Genomic DNA, 22454 nt, shown 5'->3' with positions numbered 1-22454 from the left:
CTCATGGTGTTGCTGTGCCACGCCGGCGCCTCCGGGCGTCTATGAGCATCTCCTGTACGTTCCGCAGGGGCTGGCCTTCCGGATCCGTGGCGTGCCGCGTCCAGTTGCCGTCCGCCCCCAGGTGCCACGAGGCCGTGGTGTCCGACATGCCGGTTTCGAGCAGCCGGTTGAGGGTGGCCCGGTGGGCCGGGGCCATGACCCTCACCATCGCCTCGATGCGGCGGTCGAGATTGCGGTGCATCATGTCGGCGCTGCCGAACCACACCTCCGGTTCGCCGCCGTTGCCGAAGGCGAAGACCCGGGAGTGCTCCAGGAAGCGGCCGAGCACGGAGCGCACGCGTATGTTCTCGGAAAGCCCCGCGACGCCCGGCCGCACCGCACAGATGCCGCGCACCCACACGTCGACGGTGACGCCCGCCTGCGAGGCGCGGTACAGCGCGTCGATGACGGCCTCGTCGACGATCGAGTTGACCTTGATGCGGACGTAGGCGGGGCGGCCCGCGCGGTGGTGCTGGACCTCGCGGTTGATGCGGGTGATCAGGCCGTCGCGCAGCGAGCGCGGGGCCACGAGAAGGCGGCGGTAGGTCTCGCGGCGCGAGTAGCCCGAGAGCCGGTTGAACAGGTCCGAGAGGTCCGCGCCGACTTCCTGGTTGGCCGTGAGCAGGCCCAGGTCCTCGTACAGACGGGCGGTCTTGGGGTGGTAGTTGCCGGTGCCCACGTGCGAGTAGCGCACCAGCTGGTCGCCCTCCTGGCGGACGACGAGCGACAGCTTGCAGTGGGTCTTCAGGCCGACCAGGCCGTAGACGACGTGGCAGCCCGCCTCCTCCAGCTTGCGGGCCCACTTGATGTTGGCCTGCTCGTCGAAGCGGGCCTTGATCTCGACCAGGACGAGGACCTGCTTGCCGGACTCGGCGGCGTCGATGAGCGCGTCCACTATCGGCGAGTCGCCGGAGGTGCGGTACAGGGTCTGCTTGATGGCGAGCACGTTCTCGTCGGCGGCGGCCTGTTCCAGGAAGGCCTGCACGGACGTGGAGAACGAGTCGTAGGGGTGGTGCAGGAGCACGTCGTGGCCGCCGCGCAGCGCGGCGAAGATGTCGGGCGCGGACGCCGACTCGACCTCGGCGAGGTCCCGGTGGGTGCCCGCGACGAACTTGGGGTACTTCAGCTCGGGCCGGTCCAGGCCCGCGATGGCGAACAGGCCGGTGAGGTCGAGCGGGCCCGGCAGCGGATACACCTCGGCCTCGCTGATCTTCAGCTCGCGCACGAGCAGGTCGAGGACGTCCTTGTCGATGGACTCCTCCACCTCCAGGCGCACCGGCGGCCCGAAGCGGCGCCGCATGAGCTCCTTCTCCAGGGCCTGGAGCAGGTTCTCCGCGTCGTCCTCCTCCACCTCCAGGTCCTCGTTCCGGGTGAGCCGGAACATGTGGTGCTCCCGGATGTTCATCCCCGGGAACAGCTCCTGGAGGTGCTTGGGCGCGGCGATGACGTCCTCGATGGGGACGTACCGCTGCGGGGAGGCCTCCAGGAAGCGGGACAGGAGCGGCGGGACCTTGACGCGGGCGAAGTGCTCGTGGCCGCTGACCGGGTTCTCGATGACCACGGCGAGGTTCAGGGACAGGCCCGAGATGTACGGGAAGGGGTGCGCGGGGTCCACGGCCAGGGGGGTGAGCACCGGGAAGATGCGCTGCATGAACAGCGTGTAGAGCCGGGACTGCTCCTTGTCGGTGAGCTCGTGCCAGCGCACCACGTGGATGCCCTCGTCGGCGAGGGCGGGGGCGACCTCTTCCTGGTAGCAGGCGGCGTGCCGGGCCATGAGCTCGCGGGAGCGGTTCCAGATCAGCTCCAGGACCTCGCGGGGCTGGAGGCCGGAGGCCGAACGGGTGGCGACGCCGGTCGCGATGCGGCGCTTGAGGCCCGCGACCCGCACCATGAAGAACTCGTCCAGGTTCGAGGCGAAGATCGCCAGGAAGTTCGCCCGCTCCAGGAGCGGCGTGGTGGGGTCCTCGGCGAGCTCCAGGACGCGTTCGTTGAAGGCGAGCCAGCTGCGCTCCCGGTCCAGGAAGCGGCCCTGCGGCAGGGCGGCGCCGCCGTGGCCCGCCTGGGCGTCCTCGTCGTACGCGTCCAGGTCGGCGTCGAGGTCCGGATCGAGGTCGGAGACGGCGGCCGCGACCGTGTGCGGCCGGTGCGCGGCGAGGGCGCCGACGGAGGGCTGGGCGTGCCGGACGCCGTCGGCGTCGGGGCTCGTGACTTCGGTCTGCGCGGTGGGCTCGCTCATGGTCTTATTCTTCCGCGCGACACCCCCGGTGGGCGCGCCGGAGAGCGCGGGCGCGGGACGGACCCGGCCGTTGTGGCGCGCGCGGTCCTGCGCCGGTTCGGGCGCGGTGGGGGGCTGCATTGCCTGAGCGTCGCAAGCCTGTCTGAATCATTGGTTACGCCGACATGACGCCTGGGAGTGCGCATGGGGACTCCCAGGCGTCCACACGGCGCCCGCGGTCAGGGCGTCCGCCGCCGCAGGGGCCGCCAAGTGACGCCGACCGCCGCGGTGTTGCGCGCGGCCGGGGCTACGACTCCGTGCGGTACATCAGGTCCGTCTCGTGGGTGCTGAAGCCGAGGCGCTCGTAGACGTTCACCGCCGCCTTGTTGTCGGCGTCCACGTAGAGCATCGCCGTGGGCAGGCCCGCGACGGCCAGGTGGCGCAGGCCGATGGTGGTGAGGGCCTTGCCGAGGCCGCCGCCCTGGGCGCCCGGCCGCACCCCGAGGACGTAGACCTCGCCGAGCCGCTCCGCCGCGTGGGTCTTCGTCCAGTGGAAGCCGATCAGTTCGGCACCGGCACCGGCGTCCGCACCGGCATGGGCCCCGGCGTCCGCACCGGCACCGGCGTCCGTGACGCGCTCGGCGAGGAAGAACCCGGCCGGGTCGAACCACGGCTCCGCCTTGCGGTCGTCGAGGTCCCGCTGCGTCAGGGAGCCCTGCTCCGGGTGGTGCGCGAAGGCCTCCGCGTTCACCGCGAGCCACGCCGCGTCGTCCGTACCGGGGACGAAGGTCCGCACGCGCACGCCCTCGGGCAGCGTCGGCTCGGCGAGGTCCAGGCCGTCGAGGGAGCGCCGCATCTGGCGCAGCTCGCGGAACAGGGTCAGGCCGAGCACCTGCGCGAGGTGCCGGGCCGCGGAGTGCCCGCCGTGCGCCCACACCCGCAGCCGCCTGCCGGACTCCGCGAGCAGCGCGGTGCCCAGCGCCCGCCCGTGCCCGTGGCCGCGCCGCGCCGGGTGCACCACGAGCTCGGCGGCCGGGGCCTCCACCGGGTCGGTGTCCTCCAGCTGTGCGTAGCCCACGAGTTCGCCGTCGACCGTCAGGAGCAGGTGCCGCACGCCCTCCCGGGCACCCCCGCGCAGCTGCAGCCGCCCCTGCTCGGACACGGCCTGCTGCCCGTCGGTGCGCGCGGCGTCCGCGAGGAGCGCGAGCACGGCGGCGGCCTGATCGTCCGTGAGCACGTCGTACGCGTCGATCTGGCGGAGGGTGGCGGGGGTCCTGGCGGGCGTCTCGTCTGTCATGGGTCCGAGGGTAAGTCGAAGGGCAGCGGCGGCACGACAGCGCCTGGGCGACGGTGAATGGCTATCAGGCTGTAACCACCGGGACTCTGTTGCGCTACGCGCGTTGACCATAGGCTTCCGCACGGCCCCAGTCGTCCACACCACCCCAGGGGAACACGTGTCAGCCACATCCCAGCCACGCAGGCAACGGCGCAGAACCGCCCGGGTGCTCGCCCTCACGGCGGGCCTCGCCACCGTCGGCGCGCTCGCCGCCGCGCTGCCCGCCGCCGCGGGCCAGGAGCAGGGTCAGGACCGGATGGCGGCCGCGGGTCACCACGGCCCGAAGCGCACGGTCGATGTGCAGCTGCTCTCCTTCAACGACTTCCACGGCAACCTCCAGGCGCCCGCCGGCTCCTCGGGCCAGGTCACCGAGAAGCAGCCGGACGGCACGGAGAAGAAGATCGACGCGGGCGGCGCCGAGTATCTGGCGACCTCCCTGCGCACGGCCCGCGAGGGCCACCCGTACTCGATCACCGCGGCGGCCGGTGACCTCATAGGCGCGAGCCCGCTGCTCTCCGGGCTCTTCCACGACGAGCCCAGCGTCGAGGCCCTGAACAAGATGGACCTCGACGTCTCCAGCGTCGGCAACCACGAGTTCGACGAGGGCGCCGAGGAACTGGCCCGCATCCAGAACGGCGGCTGTCACCCCAAGGACGGCTGCTACGAGAAGGACGAGCGCGGCAGGGCCAAGAAGTTCAAGGGCGCCGACTTCCCCTACCTCACGGCGAACGTGACGAAGGAGAAGACCGGCAAGTCCCTCCTCAAGCCCTACTTCGTGTGGAAGCACAAGGGCGTGAAGATCGGCTTCATCGGTCTGACCCTGGAGGGCACCCCCGACATCGTCTCGGCCGACGGCATCAAGGGCCTGAAGTTCCACGACGAGGTCGAGACGATCAACAAGTACGCGAAGGTCCTCGACAAGCAGGGCGTGAAGTCGATCGTCACGCTCATCCACGAGGGCGGCTCCCCGGCCAGCCAGGCCTACAACTACGACTGCGACTCGCCGGGCCCGGGCGACGGCATCTCAGGCCCGATCGCCGCGATCGCCAAGAACGCCTCGCCCAAGGTCGACGCGTTCGTCACCGGCCACACGCACCAGGCGTACGTCTGCACCATCCCCGACCCGGCGGGCAAGCCGCGCATGGTCACGTCGGCGTCCTCGTACGGCAAGCTCTACACCGACACCACGCTGACGTACGACCGCAAGACCAAGGACATCGTGCGCACCGGCGTGAAGTCCGCCAACCACGTGGTCAGCCGCACGCAGCCCAAGGCCGCCGACATGACGCGCCTGATCGACCGCTGGAACGAGCTGGCCGCGCCCATCGCCAACAGGCCCGTGGGCTACATCTCCGGCGACATCCCCGGCCGCGGCGCCGGTACGCCCGAGTCGCCGCTCGGCGACCTCATCGCCGACGCGCAGCTCGCGCACGCCAGGTCCCTGGACCCGAAGGCCGCCGTGGCCCTGATGAACCCGGGCGGCATCCGCTCCGACCTCGTCCACAAGGCGAGCGGCAGTGAGGGCGACGGCGTCGTGACGTACGGCGAGGCGTTCACCGTGCAGCCCTTCGCCAACACCGTGAACCTCGTCGACCTCACCGGCGCGCAGCTCCTGACCGCCCTGCGCCAGCAGGTCAGCGGCCCGAACGAGGCCTCCCCGAAGATCCTCCAGATCTCCGAGGGGCTCACGTACACGCTGGACATGACGAAGACGGGCGCGGACCGGATCGTCACCGGCTCGGTGAAACTGAACGGCGCGCCGCTGGACGCGAGCGCCACCTACCGCGTCGCCCTGAACTCCTTCCTCGCGGGCGGCGGCGACGGCTTCGCCGAGCTGGGCAAGGGCACGAAGCCGCTGGTCGGCGCGGACGACCTGAAGGCGCTCAACGACTACTTCGCCGCGAACTCCTCGGCGGCCAAGCCGATCGCGCCGCCGAAGGCGGACCGGATCACGGTCGTGAAGTAGCGCCCGCGCGATAGCGGCTGTGAAGTAGCTCTCCGGAGCAAAGCTTGGGGTGGGGTGTGAACGTATGGTGAGATCGAGCGATGCGTTCCCCCCACCGCATGGTCACAACAACCGATAGCAATTCCCCCCAACCCCCCATATCCGAGGCCGCGTCCCGGCCGAATCCGTACGACGAGCTGGCCGAGCTCGCGCCGCATCCGCTGGACGACTTCCTCGCGGAGGACGGCGGACCCGCCGAGGACGAGCCCTGGTCGCCCCCCAACCACCGGCGCGGCAGCCGTCGCCGTCGCAACCGGTTCGCCGGGCTTCCGTTCCTCGCCAAGACCCTCGTCGCGCTCGCCGTCGGCGCCGCCTTCCTCGTCCTCGCCGACCGCTGGGCGCTGCTGTACGCCGAACACGAGGCCGCGGACAAGCTGAAGGACCAGCTCAACCTCAGCGCGGCGCCCGAGGTCGACATCGAGGGCTTCCCCTTCCTCACCCAGGTCCTCGACCAGCGCCTCGACCAGGTCGAGGTCACCGTCCCCGACGTCGCCGCCGACCGCGTCTCGCTCGCGAAGGTCTCCGCGACCGCGACGGACGTGACCCTCAAGGGCGACGGGCCCACCTCCCTCACCGGTGCCGTCATCGACAAGATGCACGGCGAGGTGCTGCTCTCCTTCGACGACATGAACCGTGAACTCGGCGCCTCGCAGGTCACGTTCACCGGGCACGGCCGCGACCAGGTCCTCGCGCGCGGCACCCTGCCCGTCGCCGGGCACGACGTGAAGGTGCGCGCCGACGCCCACATCGAGCGCGTCGGGGTGCGCGGCGTGGCCACGGACATCGACCGGATGCGGCTCGACATCGGCGACCTGGCGACGTACCGGCCCGGGGCGCGGCCCTCCGAGGGGCTGCATCTGAGCCGGAAGTCCGCGGCCCGGGTGGCCGACGAGTCGGGCCGGGCCAAGGCGCTCCTCGCGGTGCCCACGATCGCCCACCGCCTCGGGCTTCCCGACGCGGTGGTGCGCGAGGCGCTGCGCAGCGACGCCAAGCTGAACGACCTGACCGGGTCGCCGCGGTTCGTCGACGACGTGATGCGCCTGAACCTCCTGGACGTGGCCATGGAGCACCCCGAGCTGCTCCGGCGCCTCGGCCTCGACCCCGCCCTCCTCAAGGGCCTCGACGGCCTCACCCGGCCCGTCCTCGTCGACCGTCTGTCGCTCGCCTTCCAGCTGCCGGAGCTGCCGGGGCAGGGGGCGGTGGGGCTGCGCGACGTGACGGTGCGCCGGGACGGGATCAGGGCGGAGGTGGAGGGCTACGGCATCGGCTTCGGTTAGCCCTGGTGCGAGGGCTGGGCGGTGGCTCGGCCCAGGGTGAGCGCGGGCCCCGGGAAGGCCGCCCGGAGCTTGCGGTCGTGGCTGACCACGACCACCGTGCCCGGGTACGCCGCGAGCGCCGCCTCCAGCTCCTCCACCAGGGCCGGGGCCAGGTGGTTCGTCGGCTCGTCGAGCAGCAGCAGGTCGTACGGCTCGCTGACCAGGCGGGCCAGTTCGAGCCGCCGCCGCTGCCCGGTGGACAGGTCGCGCACGGGCTGGGCCAGGTCCCGCTCCCGGAAGAGGCCGAGCGCGAGCAGTTCGTCGGCGCGGCCGGCGCCGAACGCGTCGAGCACCGAGCGGGTCTCGCCGAGCCGGGCCAGCGGCTCCTCGACCTGTCGCAGCAGCCCGGCCCGCGCGGGCCTGCGCACCGTGGCGCCCGGCTCGGGCTCGAGGTCGCCCGCGAGCACGCGCAGGAGCGTGGACTTGCCCGCGCCGTTGGGCCCGGTGACCAGCAGGCGCCCGCCCGCGGGGACGTGCAGGGAGCCGAGCGCGAGCCGCCCCGGCACGCGTACGTCGGCGAGCTCGACGGCGCGGTCCGCGGCCCCGGCGATGGCCGCCGTGAACCGCAGGGGCTCGGCCGGGCGGGGCGCGGGGTGCGCGGCGAGCCGCGCGAGGCGTTCGCGCGCGTCGCGGATGCGGCTCATCGCGCCGTGCGCCCGCGACCGGGCGCGGAAGGCCCCCGCGCCGCTGAACGCCGCCGGTGCCTTGCGCGGGATCGCGTCGAGCCGCCCGATGTGGGAGTCGGCGAGGCGCGACTGGCGGGCCACCTCCGCGCGCCACTCCTCGTACTCCCGCTCCTGCCGGGCCCGTTCGGCGGCCTTGGCGGTCAGATGGCCCGCGTAGCCGTTGCCGTAGCGGCGTACGGAACGTGTCTCATGGTCGACCTCCAGGATGGTGTCGGTGACGCGGTCGAGGAACGTCCGGTCGTGGGTGACGGCGACGAGCGTGCCCCGGTGGGCGCGCAGCCGCTCCTCCAGCCAGGCGACGGCCTCGTCGTCGAGGTCGTTGGTGGGCTCGTCGAGCAGCAGCAGCTCGGGTGCCGCGGCGAGCGTGGCGGCCAGGGCGAGACGGGAGCGCTGCCCGCCGGAGAGCGTGCCGAGCCGCCGCGCGCGGTCCAGGGCGGTGTGCTCGCCCAGGTGCCGCAGGGTGACGTCGACGCGCCGGTCCGCGCCGTGGCCGCCGCGGGCCTCGAACTCCTCGACGAGCGCTGCGTACTCCTCGTACGAGGACGGTGCGCGCTCGTCGAGCCGGGCCCCGGCGGCCTCGATGCGCCGCTCCAGGGAGCGCAGTTCGGCCAGGGCGAGGTCGACGGCGTCGCCGACGCGGGCCGAGCCCGGCAGGTCGAGGGTCTGCGCGAGGTGACCGACGCCGCCCGGCGCGAGAACGGTCACCGTGCCGTTGTCCGGCCGTTCGACTCCGGCGAGCAGCCGGAGGAGGGTGGACTTGCCGGAGCCGTTGTCCCCGATGACCCCGGCCTTCTCGCCCGGCCGGACGCTGAAGGAGACGCGGTCGAGCACCACGTGGTCCGCATGGCGCTTGGTGACGTCGGTGAGCGTGAGCTGCGAGGCGGCGGTGCGGGCGGCGGGTCCTGCGGGTGCACGGAACAAATGAGGCTTCTTTCGTGGACGACAGATCGAGGGCCGAGCAAGAACTAAGACGATACGTCCCGTCTCGACAACGATCCCACCCTAACGCCCGCGCGGCGCTAGGGCAAGACGTAGCGTCTCGTCAGAATGTCCGTGCGGGCGTCAGGGCGCGGCAGGCGGGGGCGTGGGCGCGCCGGGGAGCGTGATGGTCGCCACCGTGCCCGTGGTGGGCGCCGGGCCCAGGGTCACCTCGCCGCCCGCCTGGCGGACCGTGCGGGCCACGATGGACAGGCCGAGGCCGGAGCCGGGCAGGCTGCGGGCGGTGGGGGAGCGCCAGAAGCGGTCGAAGACGTAGGGCAGTTCGTCCGGCGGAATGCCGGGGCCGTGGTCCCGCACGGTCAGGACGCCCTGCTTCAGGGCGACCTCGATGGCCGTGCCCGCGGGGCCGAACTTCACCGCGTTGTCCAGGACGTTCACGATGGCCCGCTCCAGGGCGGGCGGCTCCGCGCGGACGTACCACGGCGTGAGGTCCGCCTCGAAGGCCAGCTCCGGGCCGCGCAGCCGGGCCCGCCGCAACGCCGTGTCCACGACCTCGTGCAGGGCGACGACCTGCACCTTGCTCTCGCCCGCCGCGTCCGGGCGCGACAGCTCCTGGAGGTCGCCGATGAGCGAGGCGAGCTCCGTCATCTGCGCCGTCACCGACGCGAGCAGCGCCTTGCGGTCGTCGGGCGGGATGGCGCGGCCGGTCTCCTCGCTGCGGGCCAGGAGCTCGATGTTCGTACGCAGCGACGTGAGCGGCGTGCGCAGCTCGTGCCCCGCGTCGGCGATCAGCTGCTGCTGGAGGTCGCGGGAGGACGCGAGGGCCGACGTCATCGCGTTGAACGACCGGGAGAGCCGGGCGATCTCGTCGTCGCTGGCCCCGTCCGTCGGGATGCGCAGACCCAGGTCCTCGGTACGGGCCACGTGCTCCACGGCGGCCGTCAGCTCGTCCACCGGACGCAGGCCGGTACGCGCGACCCACAGCCCCGCGGCACCCGCACCGACGACGCCCACGCCCGCCACCAGGGACAGCACGAGCACGAGGTTGCTCAGGGTGTCCTGGACCTCGTTGAGGGGGCGGGCGATGGAGACCGCCAGGGGCTGTCCGGGCATCGGGTAGGTGTAGACGCGGTACTTCTTGCCGTCCGAGGTGGTGGCGTCGTGGAAGGACTCGTCACGCTCGCGCAGCGCGACCTGGGTGTCCGACTTCTTGAGCTCCAGCGTGATGCTCGGCCGGCCCAGGACGATGCAGCCGTTGCCGTCCTGGTCGACGACCTGGATGATCTGCTGGTACAGGTCCGGAGAGTTGGGCCGTCCGATGGTCGCCCGCCCGCACCGTCCGGTGTTGTTGTCGATCAGGGAGCGCACCGAGTCGTCGAGCGAGGTGCTGCGGCGCTCGCTCAACGCGTCGTCCAGCGAGCTGACCAGCACGTTGCGCACGACGAACCAGCACGCCACCGCCGCCGCGGCGACCGCGAGCGCCACCGCCGCCGTCACGAGCAGCGCGAGCCGCGAGCGCAGCGGCAGCGCCTTCAGCCGCCTCGCCAGGCCCCTCACTCGCGGCCGCCGGTCCCCGCGCCGTCCGCGCGCAGTACGTACCCCACGCCCCGCACCGTGTGCACCAGGCGCGGCTCGCCGCCGCCCTCGGTCTTGCGGCGCAGGTACATGACGTACACGTCGAGGGAGTTGGACGACGGCTCGAAGTCGAAGCCCCACACCGCCTTCAGGATCTGCTCCCGGGTGAGCACCTGGCGGGGGTGCGCGAGGAACATCTCCAGGAGCGTGAACTCCGTGCGGGTCAGCTCCACGGTGCGCGCGCCGCGCGTCACCTCGCGCGTGGCGAGGTCCATCCGCAGATCGGCGAAGGAGAGGACGTCGCTCTCCGTCGCCTGCCCGGCCGCGGCCGCGTACGAGCTGCGCCGCAGCAGGGCGCGGATGCGGGCGAAGAGCTCGTCCAGCTCGAAGGGCTTGACCAGGTAGTCGTCCGCCCCGGCGTCCAGGCCGGAGACGCGGTCGCCGACCGTGTCGCGGGCGGTGAGCATCAGGATCGGCGTGGTGGAGCCGGTGGCGCGGAGCCTGCGGGCGGCCGTCAGGCCGTCCATGCGGGGCATCTGGATGTCGAGCACGACGAGGTCGGGGCGGTACGCGGCCGCCTTCTCCAGGGCGTCGGCTCCGTCCACGGCGACCTCGGTGCCGTAGCCCTCGAAGGCGAGGCTGCGCTGGAGCGCCTCGCGTACGGCGGGCTCGTCGTCCACGATCAGGATCCGCTGCGGGTCGCCTTCGGCGGGGCTCATGGGTGTTCGTCTTCCTCGGGGTGTACGGGGCGGTCGGGGCCGGTATCAGCGTCGCACGGCCCGCGCGGGCAGCGCCCCGGACCCGCCCCTTCCCGCTTCCTGGGGGCTCCGCCCCCAGACCCCCGCTCCTCAAACGCCGGAGGGGCTGGAATACAGCGCCGTTGTCGGGGGTCCAAGGGGGCGGAGCCCCCTTGTTCGGGAAGGGGCGGGTCAGGGGCGCTGCCCGCGAGGGCTCAGCCGTCCGCCCCGGACCGCAGCTTCGCCAGGTCCGCCTTCACCGTGTTGACGGGAATGGCGAAGCCGAGCCCGACGCTGCCGGAGCCACCGGAACCACCGGCCCCACCGCTGCCCGAACTGGGCGCGTACATCGCGGAGTTGATCCCGATGATGTTCCCGTTCATGTCGATGAGGGCACCCCCCGAGTTCCCGGGGTTGAGCGAGGCGTCGGTCTGCAGCGCCTTGTACGTCGTCTTCGACGACCCCGTGTCGCCGTTGAACTCCTGGCCGCCGAACTCGAAGGGCCAGCCCTCGCCGGGCCCCTGCTGCTCCTGGCCGCCGCCCTTGCCGGGGTCCGCGGACACGGTCACGTCCCGGTCGAGCGCGGAGACGATGCCGCTGGTGACGGTCCCGGTCAGCCCCTCGGGCGAGCCGATCGCGACGACCTCGTCGCCGACCTGCACCTTGTCGGAGTCGCCGAGGCTCGCGGCCTTCAGGCCCGAGGCGCCCTCCAGCTTGATGAGCGCGAGGTCCTTCTTGCTGTCGGTGCCCACCGTCTTGGCCCGGTACGTCTTGCCGTCGCTGGTCCGCACGGTGATCGAGGTGGCGCCGGAGACGACGTGGTTGTTGGTGATGATCTCGCCGTCGGAGGTGATGATCACGCCGGAGCCGGTGGACTTGCCCGCGTTGCCGCTGGCGTTGATCTCGACGGTGCTCGGCGTCACGGCGGCGGCGACGCCGGAGACGCTGCCCTTGCTGCCCGCGGAGACGCTGGTGCCGTTGATGTTCTTCGCGCCGGTGCCGCCGTTGTCGCCGGTGAGGGTCTGGACGGCGTAGGCGGTGCCGCCGCCGACGGCCGCGGCGGCGAGGGCGACCGCGGCGAGCAGGGCGGCGGGCCCCTTGGCGCGGCGCCGGTGCGCGGCCGCGGGCGGCCCGGCGGGCTCCGGCTCGTAGGCGGGCGGGGGCGGGTACGCGCCCTGCGTACCGCCGTGGTGCCCAGGGGAGGCCTGCTCCTGGTGGTACTCGCCGCTGTGGCGGAAGCTCTCGGTCATGCACCTGAGCATCACGGCCGTAGATGAGAGCCCTCTGAGCACGTCCTGAGAAGCCCGGCAGAACCCCGTTTGCCCGACATAAAGGCCGCGCGCCCGATGGGGGCGCGGGCCGGGCGTCACAGGTCGCGGTTGCGCTCGTCGCTCGCGAAGAAGAAGCCGAAGGCCGCGCTGGCCAGGGCCACCACGGGGGTGAAGACGAGGCTCATCTCGCGGTAGTTGTCGGCCTTGAAGTGCGTCCAGTGGCCGAAGACCAGGGCGAGGCTGGGGACCACCGCCAGGACGCAGACGAGCCAGAAGAGCCCCAGGGCGAGCACGCGCCGGGTCTCGTTCATGTGCCGCTGTTTGCTGATCTTGAGCCAGTGCTCGGTGTCGAGGCCGGCCGGGGAGGGCGGCAGGTCCTCGACGAGGGCGGGCGGCGCGGCTTCGGGGGCGGGGGCGGTGCCGGTGCCGCCGGGCTGGACGTGGTCGCGCAGGAAGCCGAGGTCGAGCCCGTCCGGGGAGGGCGGCTCGGTCTCGGTCAGGTCGTCACCGGGTCCGGTCGTCACGGCACCCTCCCGCCTCCGGTGTGCGGGGGAGCGGCTCCGGCGGTAACTCGGGGGCGCGGGAAGGCGGCTCCGGCGGTGACTCCGGGGTGCGGGGGAGCGGCGGTCCCGGCCGCCACGTCGGTGCGTCCGTCAACGGTTGCTCGTCCTCCAGGTCGGCAGCGGCGCCGGCGGCGGGGTCCACCGCCGGCACCGCCCGCCGTCTCGTTACTCGTGTACGGGGCACCCCTGCTCCCCGGCACAGCAGGGTTCCACCGGGAGGGGAGGGCCGATGCGGCAGATCTCGCCGTCCGGCAGGGGCGGTTCATCCTCGCGTAGGAGCACTTCGCCCGCGAGGCCGGGGTCTTCGTCGTCGGCCTCGATGAACTCCCCGAAGGGCATGGGGAGTTCGGGCACCTCGGTGAGCTGCTGCTCGTTGTGCCATTCGCGGTAGGGCGTAAGGTGGCCCACCTTCGTCGCGCAGCAGAACTGCACGGTCGCTTGCCGGGCCTGCCTGCGCGCCCCGTGCGCAGGTGTCGGCTCATTCATCCCGTGGTGCCCCCTCCGGTGATCGCCCTGTGGGCGAGGGGGCCGTGCCACAGCTCAGGACCCCCAAGCTTCACCTGAGCGAGGTTACCACACTGCATGTGATCTTTTTCAACATTCGAAGCACATCTGATGTGGATTTGATACACGCTAGGAGTGTACTCAACGCGCATCGGGTACGGATTTGCTTGACACGAGGTGTGCGGGAGGGCACCATGGATTGCACACGTTCCGACGAGCACGGCTGGGAGGAGCAAGCCATGGGTCGTTTGACCGGTCGGTTACCGACCTCATGAGACCCGGCTCGTGCACCGGCGGATCCGCCGGTGTCGGCGCGCGCTGACCTGGGTTTCTGGCGCAGGGGGATGCGCCGGCGCAGACCCGTGAGAGGGAGCGCCCACATCTGCGGCACCGGGGTTGCGCCGGATGCTTGCGATCGCTCGGGGAGCATTCAGGGAAGGCCCTGGACGGAGCTGCCCGGCGTCCGCGTGTCCGGAGCTCCGTGACATCTGCCTACTGAGGTTCTGAGGGGAACTGGCATGCCTGCTGAAAACACGACCGAGACGCCCACCACGGGGGCAGACACTCAAATCACCCGCCTCAGCGTGAACATCAACGCGGAGACAGCGGCCAAGCTCCGCTGGTACAAGGAGCAGAAGGGCATCTCGATCACCGAGACCATCCGCCGAGCCGTGGCGCTCCTTGATCTCGTGGAGCGGGAGTCGGCAGGCGGCAATGAGGTCCTGCTCAAGTCCCGTGACGGCAAGTCGGTCCGCCAGCTCTGGCTGGTCTGACCCGCGATCCCGGCGCCCGCTCCCCTGACCGGCCACCCACCCGTGGCCGCGGCCGGGCTCCGGTCAGCCGTCGCAGCCGCAGGAGCGGCGCACCACCAGGCGCGACGGGAAGACCTTCAGCCGCTCCCGCCGCGATCCCGCGACCCGCAGCCCGTCGTCGAGGACCAGATCGACGGCCGCGCGGGCCATCGCGGGACGGTCGGAGGCGACCGTCGTGAGGGGCGGATCGGTGAGCGCCGCCTCCTTCACGTCGTCGAATCCGGCGACGGCCAGCTCTCCGGGTACGTCGATCCGCAGCTCGCGCGCGGCCCGCAGGACGCCGATGGCCTGGTCGTCGGTGGAGCAGAAGATCGCGGTGGGGCGGTCGGGACCGCCCAGGAAGCCAAGCGCCAGCTGGTACGCGTCGTAGCGGTTGTACGGCGCTTCGAAGAGGCGGCCCTCGGTCGGCCGGCCCGCCTCGCGCATCGCCCGTCGCCAGCCCTCGACGTGGTCGGAGACCGGGTCGCCGACCGTGGGCGTCGCCGCCGTGCCGCCCACGCAGGCCACGTACTCGTGTCCGTGCTCCAGGAGGTGCCGGGTGGCGAGCTGGGCACCGCCCACGTCATCCGTGACCACGGCCACGTCGTCGATGGCCTCGGGCCGCTCGTGCAGCAGGACCACGCGCGCGTCCCACGCGTCGATCTCGGCCGCCGCCTGGTCCGTCAGACCGTGGCTGACCAGGATCAGACCGGAGACCCGCATGCCGAGGAAGGCCCGCAGATAGTGGGTCTCGCGCTCTTCCACGTAGTCGGAGTTGCCGACCAGGACCATCTTTCCGCGCTCGGACGCCGCCTGCTCCACCGCGTGCGTCATCTCCGCGAAGAACGGCTGGCGCGCGTCCGGCACGATCATGCCTATGAGGTCCGTGCGGCGGGACGCCATGGCCTGGGCGACCCGGTCCGGGCGGTAGCCCAGCTCCTTGATCGCGGCGAGGACACGCTCGCGCGTGGCCGGGGCGACCGGCCGGGGTCCGTTGTTGATGACGTAGCTCACGACCGCGGTCGAAGTACCCGCCAGTCGCGCCACATCGTCCCGCGTCACCTTGGCCACGCGCGCAGTCTACGCGGATGGAGTCAGCCCTGAGCAGGGCGTGCGGCCGCTTCCTCGGGCGTCCGGGACACGGCCGCGGACGGCTGCCGTGACGAAGCGGACGAAGGGGGCGTCCGCTTGCTCTCGGTCTTCTCGGCCTTCTCCGCCCGCTCCGGCTTCTCCGGGACGACGAATCGGTAGCCCACGTTGCGCACGGTGCCGATGAGCGACTCGTGCTCGACGCCGAGCTTCGCCCGCAGCCGGCGTACGTGCACGTCGACCGTGCGGGTGCCGCCGAAGTAGTCGTAGCCCCAGACCTCCTGGAGCAGCTGGGCGCGGGTGAAGACCCGGCCGGGGTGCTGCGCGAGGTACTTGATCAGCTCGAACTCCTTGAAGGTCAGGTCGAGGACCCGGCCCTTCAGCTTCGCGCTGTACGTCGCCTCGTCCACGGACAGGTCGCCGTTGCGGATCTCCATGGGGGAGTCGTCGGCGGTGATCTCCTTGCGGCCCATGGCCAGGCGCAGGCGCGCCTCGACCTCGGCCGGGCCCGCGGTGTCCAGGAGGACGTCGTCGATGCCCCAGTCCGCGGTGACGGCGGCGAGGCCGCCCTCCGTCACGACGAGGAGCAGCGGACAGCCGGGTCCGGTGGAGCGCAGGAGCTGACACAGACTGCGGACCTGTGGCAGGTCGCGGCGCCCGTCGACGAGGATGACGTCGGCGCCGGGGGTGTCCACGAGGGCCGGGCCCTCGGCGGGGGCCACCCGCACGTTGTGCAGGAGCAGACCGAGGGCGGGGAGCACCTCCGTCGACGGCTGGAGGGCGTTGGTCAGGAGCAGCAGAGAACTCATCGCGACCCGCCCCCGAGTTCTCGGCTGCGCTCGAACAGGGGGGACCCCTCTCCTGCCTGGGGGGCCGGCCGGACCTGCCGGTCGCCGTGCACGTTTCGCTCGCCCATTACGTCGGTTCCTCCTCGGGTCCCGTGCGAGGACGTGGGGGCACTGCTTCGTACGTTGCTACACCTCCCGCGCCCGGGGAGGCGTCCGTGCTCGCCGGTCTTGAGGCTACGTTTACCGACGGCGTTCCGCGCGGCCCGTGCGACCGGCCCGGAAAGCACGAAAGGACCCGGGGGCTGCGTTGCCCGGATCCTCTGCGCAGCAGAATAGCCCACATGAGTTCCGGTCCGGCAGGTCAGACGGCGCGATCTTCTGTGCCCCCGATCACTCGCGTTCAGCGGAGCGCAACGCTGCGTACCACGCTCCGTACGGCGGACGGGGTACGTCTCGATGCCGCGTACGACCCGGGTCCCGGCCCGGTCGGCGGGCCCGCGATCGTGGTCGCGCATGGCTTCACGGGGGACCGGGAGCGGCCGCACGTGCGGCGGGCGGCGCGGGTGTTCGCGCAGCGTGCGGCCGTGGTCACGTTCTCCTTCCGGGGGCACGGGGCCTCCGCGGGACGGTCCACGGTCGGCGACCGCGAGGTGCTCGACGTGGCGGCGGCCGTCGCCTGGGCGCGCTCGCTCGGGCACACGCGCGTGGTGACCGTCGGTTTCTCCATGGGCGGCTCCGTGGTCCTGCGCCACGCGGCGTTGCACGGGGGGCGCACGGAAGCGCGGGTTGACGCCGTCGTGGCGGTCAGTGCTCCGGCCCGTTGGTTCTACCGGGGCACGGCGCCCATGCGGCGGCTGCACTGGCTGGTCACCCGGCCCGCGGGCCGGGCCGTGAGCCGCGTCGGCCTGCGCACCCGCATCCATCCGCGCGAATGGGACCCGGTGCCCCTGTCGCCGACGGAGGCCGTGCCGCTGCTCGCGCCGACCCCGCTCCTGATCGTCCACGGCGACCGGGACCCGTACTTCCCCGTCGACCATCCGCGGATGCTGGCCGCCGCCGCTGCCGGCGCGGCCGAGCTGTGGCTGGAAGCGGGCATGGGCCACGCGGAGCACGCGGCGGACGACGCGCTCCTGGGGCGGGTGGCCGACTGGGCCACGGCATCATGGACGTCGGCAACCGCCGAGTGACGAGTGGCAGGAGGGGCACCATGGCAGCTGGAACGATCCGGTACTGGGCCGCGGCGAAGGCGGCCGCGGGCCTTGCCGAGGAGCCGTACGCGGAGGCCACGCTGGCCGACGCGCTGAGCGCGGCCCGCGCGCGACACCCCGGGGAACTGGAGCGCGTCCTGCTCCGCTGCTCGTTCCTCATCGACGGCGACCCCGTGGGCACGCGCGCCCATGAGACGGTACGTCTGGCCGAGGGCGGCACGGTCGAGGTGCTCCCGCCGTTCGCAGGAGGATGACGTTGAGCGACCAGCCGCACCAGGGGTACGACCCGTACCAGGCGCAGCCGGGGCAGCAGGGGTACGACCCCTATGACCCGTACCAGCAGCAGGTGGCGCAGCCGCAGCCGCAGTCGCCGCACGGCGATGGCCAGTACCAGCAGCAGTGGGGGTACCAGGACCCTTACGCGGGGCAGCAGGACCACCACCAGGACTACACCCAGCAGTGGCAGGGGCAGACCTGGGAGACGCAGGTCCAGCCCGTGCCGATGCCTGTCGCCGACGTGACCGAGACCGCGTACCTGCCGCAGCAGTCCGCCGACCAGTGGGCCCCGGCTCCCGAGGCCGCCTACGCCCAGCCCTCGTACCCGGATCAGGGCGCCCACGCTGTGCCCGCCCATCCCCAAGCTCTCGGCTCCGCTCGAGCAGGGGAGACCCCACTCGCCCCCTGGGCGGACCAGCCGCCCACAGAAGGGGTGGGCGGGTACCAACCGCTCACAGAGGAAGCGGCGGAGCCCGAGGCCGGGCCCGAGGCCGGGCCCTCCTACGGGCCCGCCACCGTTACCGGGAACGCTCGGGTCACCGATGCCCAGCGGGCGCGGGCCGAGGGGCGGTCGCCGATCATCGAGCCGGGGATGCAGCCCGCCGCGCTCACGGCGGTGCTCGGGCTGCTCCTTGCCGGGGGCGCGGCGATGGGGCAGTACGCGCTGCTCGTACCGCTGGTGCTCCTCCAGGCCGTGACCGCCGCCGGATGGTTCCGGCTGAACGGCATGTGGCCCGCCCGGCAGGGCATCGCGCTGGCGTTCCTCGGCGGGCTCGTCGCCGACGCCGCGCTGCTCGCCACCGGCGAGGGCAACGCCCCGGCCGCGATCCTCGGCACCCTCGGCGTCTGGGTGCTGCTCGTCCTCGTGCTCCAGCTGCGCAGCCACGCCGGTGCCGACGAGCGGATGTACGGCCTGATGGCGACCGTCGCCTCCAGCGCGCTCACGATCATCGCGGCCGGGCACCTGGCCGCCGTGCACGAGGCGGCGACCGTCGGCGGCATCGCGGTCGCTGCGGCCGTGCTCGCCCGCGCGCTGCCGCTGCCCACCCCGGCGTCCGTGGTCGTGGCGCTGCTCGCGGCGGCCGGTGCGGGCATCGCGGTGGGCGGGCCCACGGACTTCGGTTCGAAGGGCGCGCTGCTCGGCCTCGCCGCCGGTGTCTGCGCGCTCGTGGGGCACCGGGTGGCCAGCTACGACTACCCGTCGCGGTTCGTCCACTTCACCGCGGGGGTCGCGCTGCCGCTGGCCGCCGCGGCGCCCGCGGTGTACCTCCTGGGGCGTGCCATCGGCTGATCCGCGGCCCTCGCCCGGCCGTCTCGAACGGATACGAGGCGATCGTCACAGCTGTTCGACAGGTCCCCGCCCCGCCACTCGGGCCGGGGACCTGTCCTTTAGGCTCGCGGCAACTGACTCTGAGGCGGGGGAACGGGAATCCAGGCATGAGCAAGCGCGCGATACGCATACTCCTGATCGTCGTCGTGGTCCTCGGCGGCCTCTTCGTCGCGGCCGACCGCTTCGCGGTCTCGTACGCGGAGAGCGAGGCGGCCGACAAGATCAAGGCGCAGGAGGGGCTCAGCAGCACGCCGGACGTGTCGATCAAGGGCTTCCCGTTCCTGACCCAGGTCATCGGCGGCAAGCTCGACGACGTCGAGATCACGATGAAGGACTACGACGCCAAGTCCGACGGCGACACCATCCGCGTCGCCGACCTCAGCGCCACCATGCACGGCGTCGACTTCTCCAGCGACTACAGCTCCGCCACCGCCGACCGGGCCGCGGGGGTCGCCCGGATCTCCTACGACGAGCTCCTCAAGGCCGCGAAGGCCGAGCCGGTCGAGCTGCCGCTCGGCGCGAAGGGCGAGGTCGTGGGCCTCTCCGACGGCGGCGACGGCAAGATCAAGGTCTCGGTCGAGGTCAGCAAGGGCGGCACGAAGCTGCCCGAGCCCGTGGACGTGCTCAGCACGGTCAGCGTCGAGGGCGACACCATCCGCGTGCACGCCGACAAGATCCCGGACAAGCTGAACGTGCTCGGCGTCAGCGTGCCGCTGCCCGAGGGCCTGGTCCGCGACGTCACCGACTTCCAGGAGAAGGTCTCGGACCTGCCGGGCGGCATCCAGCTCGACACGGTGCAGGCCGCACCGGACGGGGTGGACGTGGCGGTCAAGGGCGAGAACGTGAACCTGGTGTCCTGAACCGCGTCCTCCGGATTCCTCCGGCGCGCCGGTTTCGCCACGGGCGCTGTCCGTAGTACGAGACGAAGGTGTCCGCCCTTCAGATGGCGGACCCGCACCCCTCCCGCGGGAACGGGGCGGCGCGCCCCCGCCGACGGCCGGAAAGCAGCACTCCGGTCACATGCTGGACGAAATCGTCTCACCATCCGACATTGCGGTGACACGGCCGTGTCGGCGTCCCTACGATCGGACCCATGCACCGACAGGCGGATCTCACGAAGCGGCGGGCAGTGGACCTGTGCCGCGTCGCCGCCATGCTCTGTCGCGCTCTCTGAGCGGGATGCCCGACTCCCGTATTCCCCCGGCCCGTTGACCGCCGTCAGGGCCATCCCGTGCGGTGCGCCCGTGCCTCCCCGCATTCGCGTACCCGCACCTCACCGTTCAGCTTCGCCGCACCTGCTCCGGAGGAGAAACGCATGAGCCGCAGCGACGTCCTGGTAGACGCCGACTGGGTCGAGGCCCACATCGACGACCCGAAGGTCGTCCTCGTCGAGGTGGACGAGGACACCTCGGCGTACGACAAGAACCACATCAAGAACGCGATCCGGATCGACTGGACCAAGGACCTCCAGGACCCGGTCCGCCGCGACTTCATCGACCAGGAGGGCTTCGAGAAGCTCCTCTCCGCCAAGGGCATCGCGAACGACTCCACCGTCGTGCTCTACGGCGGCAACAACAACTGGTTCGCGTCCTACGCCTTCTGGTACTTCAAGCTCTACGGCCACCAGGACGTGCGCCTCCTCGACGGCGGCCGCAAGAAGTGGGAGCTGGACTCCCGCGACCTGGTCGACGGCTCCCAGGTGCCGCAGCGCGCCGAGACGTCGTACAAGGCCAAGCCCCAGGACTCCTCGATCCGCGCCTTCCGCGACGACGTCGTCGCCGCGATCGGCTCGCAGAACCTGGTCGACGTGCGCTCGCCCGACGAGTTCTCCGGCAAGCTGCTCGCCCCGGCCCACCTGCCCCAGGAGCAGTCGCAGCGCCCCGGCCACGTGCCCAGCGCCCGCAACATCCCGTGGTCGAAGAACGCCAACGACGACGGCACCTTCAAGTCGGACGACGAGCTGCGCGCCCTCTACGCCGACGAGCAGGTCGACCTGGCCACGGACACCATCGCCTACTGCCGCATCGGTGAGCGCTCGGCCCTGACCTGGTTCGTGCTGCACGAGCTGCTCGGCGTCGAGAACGTCAAGAACTACGACGGCTCCTGGACCGAGTACGGCTCCCTCGTCGGCGTGCCGATCGAGCTCGGCGCCAACAAGTAGTCCGCCGCCCCTTCCCCCTTCATTCCTAGGAGTACGTCATGTGTGGAGCCAAGGCCGGCGGCCCCGACGCCTCGACGGCGAAGTCCGGTGAGACCACCATCCAGGGCCAGGTGACCCGCGACGGCGAGCCGGTGACCGGCTACGTCCGGCTGCTGGACTCGACCGGCGAGTTCACCGCCGAGGTGCCGACCTCGGCGACCGGTCAGTTCCGCTTCTACGCCGCCGAGGGCACGTGGACGGTACGGGCCCTGGTGCCCGGCGGCAGTGCCGACCGCACGGTCGTCGCCCAGAAGGGCGGGCTCGCCGAGGTGGCCATCGCCGTCTGAGCCCGTTCCCGGCCGGGGGCCGCACCCAGGGGTTGGACGCCAGGGGGTGCGGCCCTCAGCCGTGCGGGGGTTCATCGGCGCTTCGCGCCTCGTCCTCAAACTCCCCCAAGCTCTTAAGGAGCAGGGGGTACCCCCTCGACGGGCTGGAATGTGCCGCTTGCGGCGGCTTCCGGCCCGTCCGCGTCGTGTGCGCCCGTCAGGGTCTACGTCTGCCGTCGAGCTCGTCCCACCACTCGTCCGACTTGGGGTCCCCGGACGGGTCGTCCCACCAGCGGTCGTCGGGGCCCCGGCGGTTCGCGACCATGGCCGCGAGCGGGGGGATCACCATCGCCACCACGCACATCCCGACCGCGACCGGGACCGACCAGAGCCGCACGACGCCCCAGGCCAGGACGAACAGGGCGAGGCACGTGCCCATCATGGCGAAGTACACATGACGCCGACGCGCGTACATACGTCCAGCGTACGGCGGACCTCGCCGAGAAGCGGCCGCGCGTCCCCACTACAGTGGAGCCTGGCTCTGTTACCGCTCACCACAGCTCACCGAGGAGCACCCCGTGCTTGAGGCCTTCTTCTCCGCACTCCTTGTCCTGGTCTGCGTCGGCGTTCTCGCCTTCACCGGTCTGGCAGTGAAGAAGCTGTACCAGGGCCAGCGCTGACCCCCGTCCGGGACCCCCACGAGAGACTCCTGAGCAACCCATGATCCAGATTCCGTCCGACCTGCACCCCGACCTCGTCCCCCTCGTCTGGCTCCTCGGCACCTGGGAAGGCGCGGGCGTCACCGACTTCCCCGGCTCCGCCAAGGCGAACTTCGGCCAGGAGGTCACCTTCACGCACGACGGGCGGGACTTCCTCGAGTACCACTCGCACACGTGGGTGCTCGACGCCGAGGGCAAGAAGACCGAGCCCCTGGAGTCCGAGTCCGGCTTCTGGCGCGTCTCCGCCGAAGGCGGCAAAGGCCCCCGCAAGGTCGAGGTCGTCATGGTCCGCCAGGACGGCGTCGTCGAGGTCTGGTACGGCGAGCTCGCCGACCAGAAGCCGCAGATCGACCTGGCCACCGACGCCGTCGCCCGCACCGCGGCCTCCGGCCCGTACAGCGGCGGCAAGCGCCTGTACGGCTATGTGAAGAGCGACCTGATGTGGGTCGGCGAGAAGCAGACCCCCGAGGTGCCGCTGCGCCCCTATATGTCGGCCCAGCTCAAGAAGGTCGTCTCCCCCGAAGAGGTCGCCGAGATGGCCCGCAACCTGGGCGACCTGCCCGACGACGGCATCGCCTTCTTCAAGTAGTCCCTACACTCA

At 72.0% G+C, this 22454-nt stretch carries 21 protein-coding genes; 10 read left to right on the top strand and 11 right to left on the bottom strand.

Annotated features, from left to right (window positions below; translation table 11 throughout):
- Position 1: 1 nt before the first annotated feature.
- Positions 2-2275, bottom strand: coding sequence for an RNA degradosome polyphosphate kinase (locus tag C9F11_RS19400; protein WP_138960486.1), 2274 nt, complete (start codon positions 2273-2275; stop codon positions 2-4).
- A gap of 286 nt (positions 2276-2561) precedes the next feature.
- Positions 2562-3551, bottom strand: a complete 990-nt coding sequence (gene mshD / locus C9F11_RS19395) for a mycothiol synthase (protein ID WP_138960485.1) — start codon at positions 3549-3551, stop codon at positions 2562-2564.
- A 157-nt stretch (positions 3552-3708) separates the two neighbouring features.
- Between mshD and C9F11_RS19390 the strand changes: the two genes are divergently transcribed.
- Together C9F11_RS19390 and C9F11_RS19385 are read left to right on the top strand one after the other, a co-directional pair.
- Positions 3709-5556 carry a bifunctional metallophosphatase/5'-nucleotidase gene (locus C9F11_RS19390; RefSeq protein WP_138960484.1) on the top strand — a complete coding sequence of 616 codons (1848 nt, stop codon included), beginning with the start codon at positions 3709-3711 and terminating at the stop codon, positions 5554-5556.
- 98 nt (positions 5557-5654) lie between these two features.
- Positions 5655-6872, top strand: a complete 1218-nt coding sequence (locus tag C9F11_RS19385; protein ID WP_249401792.1) for a DUF2993 domain-containing protein — start codon at positions 5655-5657, stop codon at positions 6870-6872.
- Here C9F11_RS19385 and abc-f read toward each other — a convergent pair.
- The 6 genes from abc-f to C9F11_RS19350 form a co-directional block, all read right to left on the bottom strand.
- Complete coding sequence (gene abc-f / locus C9F11_RS19380) at positions 6869-8518, bottom strand: ribosomal protection-like ABC-F family protein (protein WP_138960482.1); 1650 nt, start codon at positions 8516-8518, stop codon at positions 6869-6871. The two genes, C9F11_RS19385 and abc-f, sit on opposite strands and share 4 nt — an antisense overlap.
- A 141-nt stretch (positions 8519-8659) precedes the next feature.
- Positions 8660-10093, bottom strand: a complete 1434-nt coding sequence (locus C9F11_RS19375) for a HAMP domain-containing sensor histidine kinase (RefSeq protein ID WP_138960481.1) — start codon at positions 10091-10093, stop codon at positions 8660-8662.
- Positions 10090-10830 (bottom strand): response regulator transcription factor, encoded by a 741-nt coding sequence (locus C9F11_RS19370; protein WP_138960480.1) that lies wholly within the window; start codon positions 10828-10830, stop codon positions 10090-10092. The genes C9F11_RS19375 and C9F11_RS19370 overlap by 4 nt, the downstream gene beginning before the upstream one ends.
- 233 nt (positions 10831-11063) lie before the next feature.
- Positions 11064-12098, bottom strand: coding sequence for a trypsin-like peptidase domain-containing protein (locus C9F11_RS19360; protein ID WP_138960478.1), 1035 nt, complete (start codon positions 12096-12098; stop codon positions 11064-11066).
- A gap of 116 nt (positions 12099-12214) precedes the next feature.
- Positions 12215-12643, bottom strand: coding sequence for a hypothetical protein (locus tag C9F11_RS19355; RefSeq protein WP_138960477.1), 429 nt, complete (start codon positions 12641-12643; stop codon positions 12215-12217).
- A gap of 204 nt (positions 12644-12847) precedes the next feature.
- A complete protein-coding gene (locus C9F11_RS19350; protein ID WP_138960476.1) occupies positions 12848-13168 on the bottom strand; it encodes a hypothetical protein in 321 nt (106 codons plus the stop codon).
- Positions 13169-13704: 536 nt separating this feature from the next.
- Between C9F11_RS19350 and C9F11_RS19345 the strand changes: the two genes are divergently transcribed.
- The gene (locus tag C9F11_RS19345; protein WP_138960475.1) at positions 13705-13959 is read left to right on the top strand and encodes a CopG family transcriptional regulator; all 255 of its coding nucleotides are present in this window, start codon (positions 13705-13707) and stop codon (positions 13957-13959) included.
- Between the two features lie 63 nt (positions 13960-14022).
- On the opposite strand, the gene C9F11_RS19340 is transcribed toward C9F11_RS19345, so the two are convergent.
- Together C9F11_RS19340 and C9F11_RS19335 are read right to left on the bottom strand one after the other, a co-directional pair.
- Positions 14023-15048 (bottom strand): LacI family DNA-binding transcriptional regulator, encoded by a 1026-nt coding sequence (locus tag C9F11_RS19340; RefSeq protein ID WP_138960474.1) that lies wholly within the window; start codon positions 15046-15048, stop codon positions 14023-14025.
- 23 nt (positions 15049-15071) lie between these two features.
- A complete protein-coding gene (locus C9F11_RS19335; RefSeq protein WP_138960473.1) occupies positions 15072-15875 on the bottom strand; it encodes a response regulator transcription factor in 804 nt (267 codons plus the stop codon).
- A 320-nt stretch (positions 15876-16195) separates the two neighbouring features.
- Between C9F11_RS19335 and C9F11_RS19330 the strand changes: the two genes are divergently transcribed.
- The 6 genes from C9F11_RS19330 (at position 16196) to C9F11_RS19305 (ending at position 21155) form a co-directional block, all read left to right on the top strand.
- Complete coding sequence (locus C9F11_RS19330) at positions 16196-17041, top strand: alpha/beta fold hydrolase (protein ID WP_138960472.1); 846 nt, start codon at positions 16196-16198, stop codon at positions 17039-17041.
- Positions 17042-17061: 20 nt separating this feature from the next.
- Positions 17062-17316, top strand: coding sequence for a MoaD/ThiS family protein (locus C9F11_RS19325; RefSeq protein ID WP_138960471.1), 255 nt, complete (start codon positions 17062-17064; stop codon positions 17314-17316).
- Entirely contained in the window at positions 17313-18629 is a 1317-nt protein-coding gene (locus C9F11_RS19320) for a hypothetical protein (protein WP_171075788.1), read from the top strand. Before C9F11_RS19325 ends, C9F11_RS19320 begins: the two co-directional genes overlap by 4 nt.
- 146 nt (positions 18630-18775) lie before the next feature.
- The gene (locus tag C9F11_RS19315; RefSeq protein ID WP_138960470.1) at positions 18776-19528 is read left to right on the top strand and encodes a DUF2993 domain-containing protein; all 753 of its coding nucleotides are present in this window, start codon (positions 18776-18778) and stop codon (positions 19526-19528) included.
- A gap of 455 nt (positions 19529-19983) precedes the next feature.
- Positions 19984-20829 (top strand): sulfurtransferase, encoded by an 846-nt coding sequence (locus tag C9F11_RS19310; RefSeq protein WP_138960469.1) that lies wholly within the window; start codon positions 19984-19986, stop codon positions 20827-20829.
- A gap of 38 nt (positions 20830-20867) precedes the next feature.
- Entirely contained in the window at positions 20868-21155 is a 288-nt protein-coding gene (locus tag C9F11_RS19305) for a DUF1416 domain-containing protein (RefSeq protein WP_138960468.1), read from the top strand.
- Between the two features lie 196 nt (positions 21156-21351).
- Here C9F11_RS19305 and C9F11_RS19300 read toward each other — a convergent pair whose 3' ends face one another.
- A complete protein-coding gene (locus tag C9F11_RS19300; RefSeq protein WP_138960467.1) occupies positions 21352-21609 on the bottom strand; it encodes a DUF3099 domain-containing protein in 258 nt (85 codons plus the stop codon).
- A gap of 245 nt (positions 21610-21854) precedes the next feature.
- Here C9F11_RS19300 and C9F11_RS19290 point away from each other — a divergent pair, with 245 nt between their 5' ends.
- Entirely contained in the window at positions 21855-22442 is a 588-nt protein-coding gene (locus tag C9F11_RS19290; protein ID WP_138960466.1) for an FABP family protein, read from the top strand.
- Positions 22443-22454 lie beyond the last annotated feature (12 nt).

The organism is Streptomyces sp. YIM 121038, assembly GCF_006088715.1.
Classification (GTDB): Bacteria; Actinomycetota; Actinomycetes; order Streptomycetales; family Streptomycetaceae; genus Streptomyces.
Note: the sequence above shows the minus strand (reverse complement) of the source record. Positions and strands in the feature narration are given on the sequence as shown.

Coding starts and splice junctions, on each gene's coding strand:
- C9F11_RS19400 (WP_138960486.1), bottom strand. CDS start 2,275: ATGAGCGAGCCCACCGCGCAGACCGAAGTCACGAGCCCCGACGCCGAC.
- C9F11_RS19325 (WP_138960471.1), top strand. CDS start 17,062: ATGGCAGCTGGAACGATCCGGTACTGGGCCGCGGCGAAGGCGGCCGCG.
- C9F11_RS19335 (WP_138960473.1), bottom strand. CDS start 15,875: ATGAGTTCTCTGCTGCTCCTGACCAACGCCCTCCAGCCGTCGACGGAG.
- C9F11_RS19315 (WP_138960470.1), top strand. CDS start 18,776: ATGAGCAAGCGCGCGATACGCATACTCCTGATCGTCGTCGTGGTCCTC.
- C9F11_RS19350 (WP_138960476.1), bottom strand. CDS start 13,168: ATGAATGAGCCGACACCTGCGCACGGGGCGCGCAGGCAGGCCCGGCAA.
- C9F11_RS19320 (WP_171075788.1), top strand. CDS start 17,313: ATGACGTTGAGCGACCAGCCGCACCAGGGGTACGACCCGTACCAGGCG.
- C9F11_RS19345 (WP_138960475.1), top strand. CDS start 13,705: ATGCCTGCTGAAAACACGACCGAGACGCCCACCACGGGGGCAGACACT.
- C9F11_RS19385 (WP_249401792.1), top strand. CDS start 5,655: ATGGTCACAACAACCGATAGCAATTCCCCCCAACCCCCCATATCCGAG.
- C9F11_RS19330 (WP_138960472.1), top strand. CDS start 16,196: ATGAGTTCCGGTCCGGCAGGTCAGACGGCGCGATCTTCTGTGCCCCCG.
- C9F11_RS19290 (WP_138960466.1), top strand. CDS start 21,855: ATGATCCAGATTCCGTCCGACCTGCACCCCGACCTCGTCCCCCTCGTC.
- mshD (WP_138960485.1), bottom strand. CDS start 3,551: ATGACAGACGAGACGCCCGCCAGGACCCCCGCCACCCTCCGCCAGATC.
- C9F11_RS19370 (WP_138960480.1), bottom strand. CDS start 10,830: ATGAGCCCCGCCGAAGGCGACCCGCAGCGGATCCTGATCGTGGACGAC.
- C9F11_RS19300 (WP_138960467.1), bottom strand. CDS start 21,609: ATGTACGCGCGTCGGCGTCATGTGTACTTCGCCATGATGGGCACGTGC.
- C9F11_RS19305 (WP_138960468.1), top strand. CDS start 20,868: ATGTGTGGAGCCAAGGCCGGCGGCCCCGACGCCTCGACGGCGAAGTCC.
- C9F11_RS19310 (WP_138960469.1), top strand. CDS start 19,984: ATGAGCCGCAGCGACGTCCTGGTAGACGCCGACTGGGTCGAGGCCCAC.
- C9F11_RS19360 (WP_138960478.1), bottom strand. CDS start 12,098: ATGACCGAGAGCTTCCGCCACAGCGGCGAGTACCACCAGGAGCAGGCC.